Annotated in this window: 9 protein-coding genes and 3 tRNA genes; 3 read left to right on the top strand and 9 right to left on the bottom strand. The window is 24.2% G+C overall.

The genetic code is table 11. From position 1 onward, the window contains the following. The first annotated feature begins 140 nt into the window (after positions 1-140). Positions 141-815: an ATP-dependent Clp protease proteolytic subunit gene (locus BPAA_RS00160; RefSeq protein WP_015429655.1), complete on the top strand. Its 675-nt coding sequence runs from the start codon at positions 141-143 to the stop codon at positions 813-815. On the opposite strand, the gene BPAA_RS00155 is transcribed toward BPAA_RS00160, so the two are convergent. From BPAA_RS00155 to BPAA_RS00130, 6 genes are all read right to left on the bottom strand, one after another. After that, a tRNA-Arg gene (locus BPAA_RS00155) sits at positions 813-886 on the bottom strand. The genes BPAA_RS00160 and BPAA_RS00155 overlap by 3 nt on opposite strands. Positions 887-903: 17 nt before the next feature. Continuing rightward, positions 904-978: transfer RNA gene (locus BPAA_RS00150), tRNA-Pro, on the bottom strand. A gap of 33 nt (positions 979-1,011) precedes the next feature. Beyond that, a tRNA-Ser gene (locus BPAA_RS00145) sits at positions 1,012-1,096 on the bottom strand. A 64-nt stretch (positions 1,097-1,160) separates the two neighbouring features. Beyond that, positions 1,161-3,182 carry an HD family phosphohydrolase gene (locus tag BPAA_RS00140; protein WP_015429654.1) on the bottom strand — a complete coding sequence of 674 codons (2,022 nt, stop codon included), beginning with the start codon at positions 3,180-3,182 and terminating at the stop codon, positions 1,161-1,163. A 120-nt stretch (positions 3,183-3,302) separates the two neighbouring features. After that, positions 3,303-3,809, bottom strand: coding sequence for an Lrp/AsnC family transcriptional regulator (locus tag BPAA_RS00135; protein ID WP_015429653.1), 507 nt, complete (start codon positions 3,807-3,809; stop codon positions 3,303-3,305). Between the two features lie 359 nt (positions 3,810-4,168). Continuing rightward, on the bottom strand, positions 4,169-7,975 hold the full coding sequence (locus BPAA_RS00130) for a translocation/assembly module TamB domain-containing protein (protein ID WP_041178683.1): 3,807 nt from the start codon (positions 7,973-7,975) through the stop codon (positions 4,169-4,171). A gap of 24 nt (positions 7,976-7,999) precedes the next feature. Between BPAA_RS00130 and tsaD the strand changes: the two genes are divergently transcribed. Next, complete coding sequence (tsaD, locus tag BPAA_RS00125; protein WP_041178682.1) at positions 8,000-9,034, top strand: tRNA (adenosine(37)-N6)-threonylcarbamoyltransferase complex transferase subunit TsaD; 1,035 nt, start codon at positions 8,000-8,002, stop codon at positions 9,032-9,034. Positions 9,035-9,054: 20 nt separating this feature from the next. Here tsaD and gcvP read toward each other — a convergent pair whose 3' ends face one another. Beyond that, positions 9,055-11,946: an aminomethyl-transferring glycine dehydrogenase gene (gcvP, locus tag BPAA_RS00120; protein WP_015429650.1), complete on the bottom strand. Its 2,892-nt coding sequence runs from the start codon at positions 11,944-11,946 to the stop codon at positions 9,055-9,057. A gap of 99 nt (positions 11,947-12,045) precedes the next feature. On the opposite strand from gcvP, the gene mdh reads away from it, so the two are divergent. Further along, on the top strand, positions 12,046-12,984 hold the full coding sequence (gene mdh, locus BPAA_RS00115) for a malate dehydrogenase (protein WP_015429649.1): 939 nt from the start codon (positions 12,046-12,048) through the stop codon (positions 12,982-12,984). Positions 12,985-12,988: 4 nt separating this feature from the next. On the opposite strand, the gene BPAA_RS00110 is transcribed toward mdh, so the two are convergent. After that, positions 12,989-13,615, bottom strand: coding sequence for a thiamine diphosphokinase (locus BPAA_RS00110; protein ID WP_015429648.1), 627 nt, complete (start codon positions 13,613-13,615; stop codon positions 12,989-12,991). Further along, positions 13,605-14,342: an LPS export ABC transporter ATP-binding protein gene (gene lptB / locus BPAA_RS00105; RefSeq protein WP_015429647.1), complete on the bottom strand. Its 738-nt coding sequence runs from the start codon at positions 14,340-14,342 to the stop codon at positions 13,605-13,607. The genes BPAA_RS00110 and lptB overlap by 11 nt, the downstream gene beginning before the upstream one ends. Between the last annotated feature and the right edge of the window lie 54 nt (positions 14,343-14,396).

Here is a 14,396-nt window from a genome sequence, read left to right as displayed (position 1 = left end):
TACTAGTTTTCTGTACAAAGCCAATATCTTTTAAGATTAAAAATTTCTAATTTCTGTATTTTTTATGCATGTATAAACTTTTTTTTACAAAATTTTACATAGAAGAAAGTAACTTTGATAAAATTTTCAATTTCAAAAAAATGAATTTTCATAAAAACTCAGAAGAGTTTATGCTATATGCAAAAAAACACAAGAGAATTAATAGTTTAACAATGAATGATTATATTATTAAATCCATGACTCCTTATATTGTAGAAGAAAGAAAATTAAATGTAGCTCAAATGGATGTTTTCTCTCGTTTAATGATGGATAGAGTCATTTTTTTAGGAACTTCAATAGAAGATCAAGTTGCAAATATAGTGCAAGCTCAACTATTATTTTTGCAATCTGTAGATTCTATGAAGGATATACAAATATATATTAATTCTCCAGGAGGAGATGTTTATGCTGGATTAGGAATATATGATACAATGCAAATTGTAAAACCTGATATATCAACTATTTGTACTGGAATGGCTGCATCTATGGCCGCTGTTTTGCTTTGTGCAGGAGTTAAACATAAAAGATCAGCATTGAAACATTCTAGAATCATGATTCATCAACCTATAGGAGCAACACAAGGTCAAGCTTCAGATATTGAAATAACAGTTCGTGAAATTTTAAAATTGAAAAAAGAGCTTTATGAAATTATATCGAAACATTCAGAGATTTCTATTGAAAAAATAGAAAAAGATTCAGATAGAGATTACTGGATGACCTCTGTAGAAGCTAAAGAATACGGGATGATCGATGAAGTATTAGAAGGAAAAAAATGATCACGACAGGATTCGAACCTGTGACCTACTGCTTAGAAGGCAGTTGCTCTATCCATTTGAGCTACGTGATCTCACAATCATAAATAAATCGGGGTAGCAGGATTTGAACCTACGATCTCCTGGTCCCAAACCAGGCGCGATAACCAAACTACGCTATACCCCGTTTTTTTTTATAATATATAATATTATAATATTACGGAGAATGTGGGATTCGAACCCACGCAGTATTTACATACCGACAGTTTAGCAAACTGTTCCGTTAACCACTCCGGCAATTCTCCAAAAAAATACAAATCTAAAATAGATCTATTAAATAACCAAATAATTTATTTTATAAATTAAGGATTATATTATTCTAGTGTGATAAATATTTTTTAATTTTTTTTTCAAAACTTGTTTTACTTTTTCTATTTCTTTTAAAGTAATATCGGCGTTTGAAAATTGATTTTCTATTTTTTGTTTTTCGATTATATTTTCTACCAAATTTTCCAAATCTTTATCTGATGGATTTTTGATACTTTTTGAAGCCGCTTCTATAGAATCAGCTATCATGACAATAGCCGTCTCTTTTGAAAATGGTTTAGGACCAGAATATTGGAATTGTTTTTTATCCACTTTTATATTTGGATATATTTTTTTTTGTTTTTCATAAAAAGAATAAACAATACTATTTCCATGATGAGTGCGTATAAAATCAGTAATGGAATCAGGTAAATGATATTTTTTTGCTAGTTTAACCCCTATTGATACATGTTCTAAAATAATTTTTGCACTTTGTTTTGGACTTAATTTTTGATGAGGATTAATTATATTTTGTTGATTTTCAATAAAATACTTAGATTTTTTTATTTTTCCTATATCATGATAAATCGATCCTATTCTTACTAATAGAGAATTAGCGCCAATTGCGACAGCAGTTTCTTCTGCTATATTTGCGACTGTTAAAACATGTTGTAAAGTCCCTGGTGCTTTTTGGGATAATAATCTTAATATAGGAGTATTGGTGTCAGATAGTTCTAATAACGAAATATCTGAAGTTAAATTCAATAATTTTTCAAAAAGAAATATTAATGGATGAACAAATAAAGTTGTTAAGATTCCACTAAAAAAAAATAAAGAAAAAGTATCCCAAGAAATTTTTTCTAAAGATCCTTCACGGATTAAAGTGAGTAAACTAAAAGTAGTAATATAAGTTATGGTTATTTTTGCTGCAGCAATAAAAAGATTTTCCATTTTGGAAATATTTTTTTTTGTCAACATCACTAAAAAACCTGCAATCATTTGTAAAAAAATAAATTCAAAACTATTTGGTGTAATTAAAGACAATAACAAGATTGTTATTAAATGAATAAAAATACTCAAATTCAAATTGAAAAAAGCACGTACACTTATAGGAAGGATACAAAAGGGTATTATATATAATATTTTAGATTTATATTTTAAAATCATAATGGTAATTAATGATATTAGTAATATATTTATAATCAGAAAATTCAATTTTCTGTTATTTTGAAATATTTTGTTTTCAAAGTAAAAAACATATAACATAAATAAAGTAAGAATCATACTTATGATAAAAAAATATCCTATAACAAGACAATAATATTTTTTATTATTCCATATTTTATTTTCATATTCCTTTTTAAAAGAGGACAAAATTTGAAATTTATTTTTACTTATAATCTCATTACTATTAATAATGTTATCTCCTTTTGTAAAGGAATATTTAATTTTTTTTATAGATTGAATTTTTTTTTTCAAAAAAAAATCTGTATAATATTGGCTATAAAATAAATTAGGTGCGATAATTTTTCTTAAAATTTTTTTTAAAATCCTTATACCATGATCACTTTTTTTCCTGAAATTCTTTTCAAGAAGATCGTTGATTTTATCATATGTAATAATATTTTGATATAAAATGGGAATCCAACTTTTATCCTTTTTCAAGAAAATTATAGAATTTTTATTTTGTTTTGTGAAATTATCATAATTATCCAGATATCCATATTTATATATTGTATTGATTATTCTATGAACAATTTGATTGTAATGTTTGTTTTTTCGTATAATTGAAATTTTTTTTAACTTTTTTTTTATATTTTTTACTGTTTTTTCATTTTTAATACAAAATATCTCTTGATGTTTTTTCAATTTTTGGATTTCCAAATCTATATCTTGACTATTTTTTGGAACTAAAAAATTAAATGGAGAAAATAAATTTTCATAAGACCAAGTTTTTCCTTCTAAAAATTCATATTTCATGATCTCTTTTTTTGGGAAAAAAAATGTCAGTAATAAAACTGCAATAATTAAAACTAAAATTTTATATGCAATGTTTTTATTATAAAATTTAAAGAAGTTAGCCATTACCTAAAAAATTGGAGCCTAAGCCATTTTTTCGGAAGGAAAAATTTTTTTCTTTTTTAAAGAAAAAAATTCATATTTAAATGATAGATAATAAGAATTTCCAATTATATTATTTATAATTTATAAGATGTTTTGATGTTTTTGTAAAATATTGGATAATAATCTATTTTCATCATTGATACTTTCTTCTAGACAAATAGTAGATTCTGTTCTGAGTACTCCTTTTATTTCCCCTATTTTAGAAATCACATCTCTTGCATCTGAAGGATCTCTAGCAATAATTCTACAAAATAGATTATATTTTCCTGAAGTGATATAGAGTTGAACTATATTTGGTATTTTTTTTAATTCTTCTTTTACTAATTTAGATTCACGAGAATCCGATAAAATTCCTACGAAAGCTATTAAATGAAATCCTAATGACTCATATCCTATAATTAAAGTACTTCCCTTTATAATTCCTGCATCTTCTAATTTTTTTACTCTAACATGAACGGTTCCAACAGATAATGGTTTGATTTCTTGACTGATTTGTTTACTGATTTCAGTGTAGGGAGTTCTAGCATTTATGTTTAATTTTCTAACAATAGTATTGTCGATTTCGTCTGTATTATATCTTAGAATCATTGTTTTATATTTTTATTTTTTATGAATTTTTTTTAAATATAAGGTATTAAAATACCAAGATACAAAACTTTCTTTTTAAGAAATAAATTCTTGTTTTTCAATATATTTTATAGTTTTTATTCTATGATAGAATCAATTTCATAATTTATTTGCAGTCAATTACATATAATTTCCTAAAATGAGATCAAGAATTTTATATTTCTTGATTTTTCATTCTAAAAATGAAATTAATTAACATATCGTGCATTTTTTTTTCTTGTTTCATTAAAAAAAAACTATAATCATTTTTTAATTACAAAAAATTATGTAACAACAATTTTGAAAATCTTCAAAAGATATAACGATTATTTATAAATTGATTAATTTGGATTATTATATGATGATAATATATTTTTTATTTTGTTCAAAATAATTTCATATATAGAAAAATAGAAAAAATTTTTTTTTATAAAAAATTTTTCTAATATTAGAATAGATACAAATTGCATTGTTTTTTCTTCAAAAGAGTTTAATTTTTCTGATAGTTTTTTTTGTATACTTTTCTGAGTATCAGGAAAAAGAATATCCATATTAATATTAGGTTTTTGTATTTTACCGGAAATATGAATTCTTAATTCTGTAAATATTATATTTTTATGATTCTTTGAATTTTCTTCTATGAAAAAATCTTCTATATATTCAATAATATTGTATACGTATTTAGTCTCATAAGCAATGAGATTAATCATATTCGATTGATAAAAGTCATTTTTCCAAGTAATAGATCCTCCCGGTTTTATTTTGAATGTTTTTTCTAACTTTATGGGAATTTTATCATTTTTATAAAAATGATAAAATCCATCTTTTACAAAATATCTACCACTAGTTTGTACATTCTTTTTGAATGTTTTTTTTATTGAAAAAGAACCTTCTCCTCTAAATTCAATAAAATGATTTTTATCTAAGAATATTGATACTTTTGTATTTTGATTTATAATAGTATTAATATCTATTAGTAAAGAATCATCTTCTTCTTTTTTTTTGAGATCATTTAATTTTTTTTTGGATAGATTTTTTTTATGAAATTCTAATATTTTAGGTTTAATGTATAAATGAGAAGAATTCAAAATTTCTCCATTTTTCATGGAAATCAGAGTACGATTTTCTCTTTTTGTTATTTGAATTTTTCCATGAGTAAAGATCTTTCCAAATAAAAAATTGTTGTGTGTTTCATCCGAATCTAAAACAAGCAAATTTTTTGTATTGATAGATAATTTTATTAAATTCCATTGAATAAGGTTTTTGTGTGAAAAAAAACCATTAATATATCCTGTTGTATTATATTTAGTATCTACGAAATAAGAAGTGGATAAAGTGCAAAATTCAGAAAAAATATTGATATAAGCAGGATTTATAATTTCATAATTTGTCTTTGCAGAATTGATTTTGATTCCAAATTTTGAAATTTCTAATTTTCCGAAATAATGAGGGTCATTCAAATGACCAAAAATTTGTATTTTTCCTGTTATATTTCCTCTGATTTCGGTATTCATTTTTTTCCAAAAAAAAGAAAAATTATTTATTTTCAAATTTTGAATGATGATATCCAAATTAAGTTGGGGTTGATTTGGGTATTCATTTTTAATATTTCCAAATATTTTCAAAATATCACAAGAATTTTTTCTAAGAATTCCATTAATCTCATAATCTTTTTTATTTTTTTTTAAAGAATAAATGGAAAAATTTCCTAAAAATTTCTTTCCAATTGAAAAATTTTTAATATCTATATTAATGTTAGGTTCAATTTTATTATAAACATTTTTATAACAAAAAAAACCATTTGCTAATCCATCTATATTTTTATTAAATATGATTTTTTTTAATGGTACATTTTTGAGATAAAATTGAAACATTTTTTGTTTATTTTTAATACAATTTGCATTAACAATAATTTTCTGTTTTTCATAGGAAAAAATAATATTATCAATAATATATTTTTGATGGATTAAATCGATTTTAATGATTCCTAAATTGTTAGGATAATTATAATCAATCATCCAATTATTTCCATTTATATTTAATTTAGAAAGAAAGGGATTACATGTGAGAACATTTCCTTTTGTTTTGCAAAAAAAATTCAGTATTTGTTCCTTGTATTCTTGTTTTTTTAATTTGAAAAAAAACTTAGAGTTTATTATCCAAAAATTTGTATAATCGAAAATAGATATATTTATTTTTTTAGAAAAAAAATTTTTAGAAATGATTTTTTCTACATGAATCTTTATTTTTTCTTTCAAAGAAGAATCTATCATTACAAATAATTGATCAATCAAAATATTATTTAATTGTATGGATTTTGTATAAAAAATCATTTTGAATGTATTATCTTTTTTTTCTCCTGAAATTTGAATATCAGAAAGTATATTTCTGTTTTTCATTGGTTCTATAAGATCAAAAAAAGATTTTTTAATCAAAAAATTAAATTTTACATATTGGGTTTCTTTTTTATTATATGGATTTTTTAAACAATAAATTTTGAATAAATTTTTCCATTTTATATATCCATAAATATGACCAATAATCATATCATGCATGTTTATCCTGATCTTTTGAAAAGACTGATTTTTATGATTATTGATAAATATTATTTTAATCCTTCTATTAATTTTGTTTTTATTGTATATATTAACATATATATTTTGAAGATTTTCAAATACTTTTCCTGTAAAATGGATTTTATATTCTGAATAAGAAAATAGTAGAGTTATAAAAACATTATAAAAATTTTTTTTTAAATTTAGAATACATAAGTTTGATAATGTTGTATTTATAATTGGTTTTTTCCTTAAAAAAAAATATTTTTTTTCTATAAAAATTTTACCTATATATTGTTGATTCGAAAAATAAACGTAAGTAGTTATTTTAACTACGAAAAAACGATTTTTAACAATTCCTTTTATTTTTATTAAATTCTTTTTGTTTCCGAATGAGGATAGTAGGAAATCTCCTTGATAAATAATAGGTTGTTTTAAATTAAAAAACAGTCTAGAAAATTGAAATGTTGAATCCAAATTATATAGAATTGTTTTTTTCATATCAGAAGGATGGAATTGAAAAAAAGTTTTAAAAAACTTTATTTTTTTCCATTTCTTTTTTACATCATAAAAAATATGAATTTGATTTGCGAATAATTTGTTCTTTTTTGAATCTGTTATAGAAATATTGTAAAGAACAAACATTTTGTTTTCATCATTAAAATTTCCATGAATAGTACCTTGAATAAATATTTTCGAGCAAGAGTTCCATTTGTTATAAAACAAAACTCCAAGATCTGAACCTAATTTTGATCCTTCTAAAATTTGGCATTGTATGTTTTTTTTTGGAAAAACATTTTTACTTTCTTGAGTTTGAAATAAAGTGAAATTTCCTTTTAAAGAACTACTAGTTGTTTTTAAGAAGACATTCTTTCCTTTTAGTTTTGGAACTGAATAATAATATATTAAATCACAAGATAAATGTCTTATGAAAGGAAATTTATTTTTTTTAATAAATCCTTTTTTAGATTGAAAAGAAAAAATAGAAGCTTTTATTTTTGTATTATCAATTTGAATATTAGTTATCCAACTAGAAAAAAAATATTGAAAAATCTTTTTATTAAAACTTGTATTCTGATATTCTAAATAAGATTGATTGATTGTTAATTTGGAACAGGTAATAAAATTGATGCGAGATTTATTTAATTTTTTATGAATCAAAAAATTTTTGATAAAAAAAAGAATATTATTTTCTTTTTCTTTAAAATATTTTTTTATAAAAAAAGAAGAATTTTCAATGAAAATATTTCTTATTTTTAAATGTTCTGAATTTACAAAAATAAAATAAAGTAAATTATCAATGGATATTTTACATTTAGATATATGAATAAAAGAAAAACGATGATGATCTAAAATTTTTAGATCTTTAAAAATAAGTTCTCTTTCTAAAAAATTAATAGAGGCATGTTTGATAATAATTTTTTCATTCCAATGATTCCTTACTTTTTTCAAAAAAATTTTCAAAAAAAATGTGGAAACTTTTTCTTTTATTTTCTGTTTCTGATAATAAACAGAAAATAAAAGAAATCCTAATAAAAAAAGTAGAATAAGGGTTCTTTTTTTTTGAAATTGATAAAAAAAAATATTATTCATTTTCAAAGATATCGTTATTTTTTTATGAAAAAAAAAACAATAATTCTTGGGATAGAATCATCTTGTGATGATACAGGTGTTTCTATTATTCAAAATAGAAAAGTATTGTCCAATATTATAATTCATCAAAAAATTCATAGTAAATATGGAGGAGTTGTTCCTGAATTAGCTTCAAGATTACATGATCAAAATATCACAAAAGCAGTTCAACAAGCGATTTTTTCAGCAAAAATTCATAGAGACCGAATTAATGCTATATCTTTTACTTTAGGTCCAGGATTAATTGGTCCTTTATTAGTAGGAGCTTCTTTCGCAAAATCATTTTCCATGGGATTAGAGATTCCATTATTAACTGTAAATCATGTACAAGCTCACATACTCTCTCATTTTATACAAAATGCGAACATTAACAATTCTTATCCAAATTTTCCATTTTTAGGTTTGGTTATAAGTGGAGGTCATACTCAAATTATAAAAGTAAACGATTTTTTTCAAATGGAAATATTAGGATCTACTTTAGATGATTCTGTGGGAGAATCTTTAGATAAAATAGCTAGAATATTGGGATTTTATTATCCTGGTGGACCTATGATAGAGTTTTTTTCTAAAAATGGAAATCAAAAAAAATTTATTTTTTCAAAACCTATAGTCAGTGGACTAGACTTCAGTTTTAGTGGATTCAAAAGTGATGTATCACAATTTATAAAGAAAAAATTAAAGAAAAATACATTATTTGTAAAACAAAATTTATCTGACATTTGTGCTTCCATACAAAATATTATAGCAGAAATACTTTTAGAAAAAGTAGAAAAAGCTATTTCACAAACTGGTATTTTCAGAATAGTTTTAGCAGGAGGAGTATCTGCTAATCATGAAATCAGAAGATTATTTATGTCTTTGTCGAAAAAAAACAAAAAATTAGAAATTTTTATACCAAAAAAAGAATACACTACAGACAATGGGGCCATGATCGCCATAACAGGATTACTAAAATATGAAAGAAAATTATTTGATTCTATTCACATCACTCCATATTCCAAGTTTAAAACATTTTCATAATAAATCAATAACTATATAAATTATATACATGTACATATTAAATTTCTGTCTCCATATCCATCATCAACACGATTGACTGATGGCCAAAATTTTCTTTCTTTAATCCAAGATAAAGGATAAGCTGCTTTTTCTCTACTATAAGGATATTTCCATTCATTTTGAGTCAAAATATCTATACTATGTGGAGCATTTTTTAACACATTATTTTTCTTGGAAAATTTTCCATTCTCAATTTCCTTAATTTCTTGTCTTATACTGATGAGAGTTTCAATAAAACGATCTAATTCTTCTTTAGATTCACTTTCTGTAGGTTCTATCATCATACATCCTTCTACAGGAAAGGATATAGTGGGAGCATGATATCCATAATCCATCATTCTTTTGGCTATATCTATAACTCCTATATTCGTAGGTCTATTAAAAATTCGACAATCTATAATAAACTCATGTGCCACAGTATTATTTTCTCCCACATATAATATGTTATAAAATTTCATCAATTTTTCTTTGATGTAATTTGCATTCAACACAGATATTTCTGTACATTTTCTAAGCCCATCTGGGCCTAATAAACGAATATAAGCATAAGAAATTGTTAAAATTAAAGAAGAACCATATGGAGAAGAGGAAATAGTTAATATTTTTTCGTTTTTTTTATTCCTTTTTGGAAAAGGATGATTGGGTAAAAAAGGTTTCAAATGTGAAGCTACACAAATAGGACCCATTCCAGGCCCTCCTCCTCCATGAGGAATCGCAAAGGTTTTATGAAGATTAAGATGACAAACATCTACACCTAAATATGCGGGTTTAATTAATCCTACTTGAGCATTCATATTGGCCCCATCCATATAAACTTGACCTCCATTTTCATGAATGATATTTATAATTTCCTGAATATTTTTTTCATATATACCATAAGTGGAAGGATAAGTGATCATTAATACAGATAATAAATCTTTATTTTCCTTTACTTTTTTTAATAAATCATTCTTATCAATAGAACCATTACTGGTTGTATCTATTAATATAACTTTCATTCCGGCCATATTTGCTGATGCAGGATTCGTTCCATGAGAAGAAGAAGGAATTAAAGCTATATTTCTTTGATGTTCTTGTAATGAATGATGATAATGTTTTATAACCATGAGTCCAGCGTATTCTCCTTGAGCTCCTGAATTTGGTTGTAAAGAAACTCCAGAAAATCCAGTAATTTCTTTTAAATATTTCTTTAATTTTCGAATAACAAAATGATACCCCATTGCTTGTTTTTCAGGAACAAAAGGATGTACATTTTTCCATTCATGTTGACTTAAAGAAAATAATTCAGAAGAAGCATTTAATTTCATAGTACATGATCCAAGTGGAATCATAGAATGAATTAAGGAAATATCTTTTTTTTCTAATCTCTTGATATAACGTATGAGCTCGTTTTCTGAATGAAAATTATGAAAAACTTTATGTTCTAAAAAATTAGAAGTTCTTTCTAAAAAACTAGGAAATCTATATTGATCATGAATACTTGTATGATATTTTATTTTTTTATGTGTTTTCTTATCTTGATTATATGCTTCGTAAAAAATTGATAGAATATGATTTATATCTTCTTGACAAGTAGTTTCATCTAAAGTAATAGTTAAATGATTTTTATTAACATATCTAAAATTAGTTTTTTTACGTTCTGACACTGTTTTTATTTTACTTATAAGATCTGTTTTAATTCTAAGAGTATCAAAGTAAAAAGTATTTACTTGAAGAAGATGATTGATATTATTAATCAATAAAAATTCTAGTTTTTTAGTATATTCATGAATACATTTTGCTATTTCTATTAATCCTTTTTTTCCGTGATATAAAGCATACATAGAAGCCATTACAGCAGGAAGTACTTGTGATGTACAGATGTTAGAAGTTGCTTTTTCTCTTTTAATATGTTGTTCTCTTGTTTGTAAAGCCATACGAAAAGCTTTTTTATTTTTTCGATCTACAGATATTCCTATAATTCTTCCTGGAAGAAAACGTTTATATTGTTCATGAGTAGAAAAAAAAGCAGCATGAGGCCCTCCATATCCCATAGGAATTCCAAAAGACTGACTGGATCCTATAACTACGTCCGCACCCCATTCTCCAGGGGGTTTTAACAGAGATAAAGACAAAAGATCTGTAGAAACTATGATTGATATGTTATGACATTTTGCATACTGAACTGTTTCAGTATAATCATATATTTCTCCTAGACTAGATGGATAAGATATTATTAATCCGAATATTTTTTTATTATTATATTTTCTTTTTAAATTTTTATGAGAATCATTTATAATATGGATTCCTAATCCAAAACATCTTGTTTTTAAAACAGCAAAAGTTTGTGGAAGGATTTCATCCGAAATAAAAAAATGATAATCATTATCTATTTGATTTTTTTTTATTTTTTCATGATAAATCATGAACATAGCATCAGCGGCAGCTGTAGATTCATCTAACATAGAAGCATTACTGATTTTCATTCCGGTTAAATCTGAAATCATAGTTTGAAAATTGATTAAAGCTTCTAAACGTCCTTGAGATATTTCTGATTGATAAGGAGTATATGGAGTATACCAACTCGGATTTTCTAAAATATTTCTTTGAATAACACTTGGAGTTATAGTATTTTTATATCCTAATCCTATATAAGAACGATAAGTTTTATTTTTTTTACTTATTCTATAAATGTGATTTAAATATCGATATTCAGAAATAGAATTAGGAAGATTTAATTTTTTTTTTAAACGGATTTGTTTGGGAATAGTTTGATTTACAAAATTCTTAATAGAAGAATATTGTAATTCTTTTAACATATTATTAATTTCATTACAAGACGGTCCTATATGTCTATGATAAAAATTTTTTTTTCTAACGTCATCCTCTTTCATAGAAATAGAAATTGTGTTTATCTTTATATTACATTGCAAATTTAGATAAATAAAATAGATAGTCATTAACAATTATATTACAACACCATACCATATATTATGAAAGTAACTATTATTGGAGCAGGAAATGTAGGGGCTTCTTGTGCTAGTTTACTAGCTCAAAGAAATCTTGTCCGAAAAATTGTTTTGTTAGACATTAGAGAAAAACTTTCAGAAGGAAAGAGTTTGGACATATCTCAAATGCTTTCTATGATAGAATCAAATACTAAAGTGATTGGAATAACCAAAGACTATTTTCAATCAAAAAATTCTGAAATCATTATTATTACTTGTGGAATTCCTAGAAAACCTGGAATGAGTAGAGAGGATCTTGTTAAGACTAATGCAGAAATCATTCGTACTGTAACTAAAAAATCTATTCTTTTTTCTCCAAAATCTAAATTTATTATTGTATCTAATCCATTGGATGTGATGTCATATGTAAGTTATATGACAGCAAAGGTAGATTCTTCTCGTATAATTGGTATGGCTGGCATATTAGATTCTGCCAGATATCGTTTTTTTTTATCTAAAAAACTCAATATATCTCCTATTGATATACAATCTTTATTATTAGGAGGACATGGTGATACAATGGTTCCTTTATACAGATATACATCTGTATCAGGAATTCCTATCAAAGAATTTTTATCAGAAGAAGAAAATGACGAAATTATTGAAAAAACTAAGAAAGGAGGAGAACAAATTGTAAATTTATTAGGAACATCGGCTTGGATGGCTCCTAGTGCATCTGTTGTAAAAATAGTGGAAACGATTTTAAAAGATTCTAAACGGATTTTTCCATGCTCTGTTTTTTTAAAAGGACAATATGGTTTGAAAGATATATATTTAGGAGTTCCAGTTGTTTTAGGGAAATCTGGAGTAGAAAAAATCGTAGAACTGAAATTGAATCAAAAAGAAAAAAATCTTTTGAAAAAATCTGCCAATCATGTAAAAATGATGATCAATAAACTTAAAAAGTTTGATACATCATATTAAAATTTTATTTTTCTATAAATATTAATAATTCTCCTTTTTTGTAATTTATTTCTATTTTTTGTTGATAAGTTTCGTTTCTGATTCCTATTGTTTTTCCTATTTTTAATAATCCTTTTTTTATAGAATATTTTAGTCCATAAGTGGATAATCCTTCTACTATAGGAAATGGAAATAAAGACACTTTTTTATTTTTTTTCTGATGAAAAGAAGTTCTTTTATCAGAAAAAAAATAAAAATGATATTGATCATGAAATATAATAGATAATTTTTTTTTATATTTTAGAGCTGTAGATAAATTTCCTAAAAAGTGGTCTTGTTCCATTCCACTTGCGCCCCAAACATTTATGTTTATAAATCCAAAATTATAAATAACATTCAAAGCTTTATCAAAATCAGTATATCTTTGATCATCAATTTTTAATAAAGGAGTTGTTAAAGGTATATCCTTTTTTAAAATAGAATCAAAATCACCAATAATATAATCAACTGAAATTCCGAGTTCATTTAGATAATAAAATGCTCCATCTACGGCAAATATTTTTTCATAAAAAGGAAATTTTCCTTCTAAAAAAGGAGGTTTTTCTCCATTTAAAAATAATCCTACTTCCGGACCATCAAATCTATGATTCATTTTTTTTTAAATTTATGATTCTATTTCCTAAATAAATTTTTCTTATTAAAGGATCTTGCAGAATTTCTATAGTAGATCCACATTTCATGATTTCTCCATTAAACATTAAATAAATACGATCTGCTATGTTAACAATTTCTTGTATATTATGATCTGTAATTAATATACCTATATTTTTTTTTTTTAGAAAAAAAATTATTTTCTGTAATTCTTCTATAGTAATTGGATCAATTCCAGAAAACGGTTCATCTAAAAGAATAAATTTAGGATTTATAGCTAAACACCTAGCGATTTCGGTTCTTCTTCGTTCTCCTCCAGAAATCAGATCTCCCCGATGATTCCGGATTTTTTGCAATCCTAATTCTTTAATCAGTTTTTCTGTTATTCTTTTTTTTTCTTGATTCGATATATTTTGCATTTCTAATATGCACAAAATGTTATCTTCTACAGATAATTTTCTAAATATAGATGGTTCTTGAGCTAGATATCCAATTCCTATTTTAGTGCGATGATGCATTGGATAAAATGTAATATCTTGATTAAGAAGGACTATTTTTCCTCTATCAGGTTTAATTAATCCTACAATCATATAAAAGGAAGTTGTTTTTCCTGCACCATTAGGACCTATTAATCCAACTATTTCTCCTTTATTCAATTGAATTGATACATTGTTTACAACATATTTATTTCTATATTTTTTGTATATATTACTAGCTTTCAAAGTCATAATAAAAAATTTAAAAATTTTTTTTTATTAAATAAAATATGAATATTTGTATTT

This window comes from Blattabacterium cuenoti BPAA, assembly GCF_000348805.1.
Lineage (GTDB): Bacteria > Bacteroidota > Bacteroidia > Flavobacteriales > Blattabacteriaceae > Blattabacterium > Blattabacterium cuenoti_B.
This window is presented reverse-complemented; position numbering and strand designations above follow the sequence as displayed.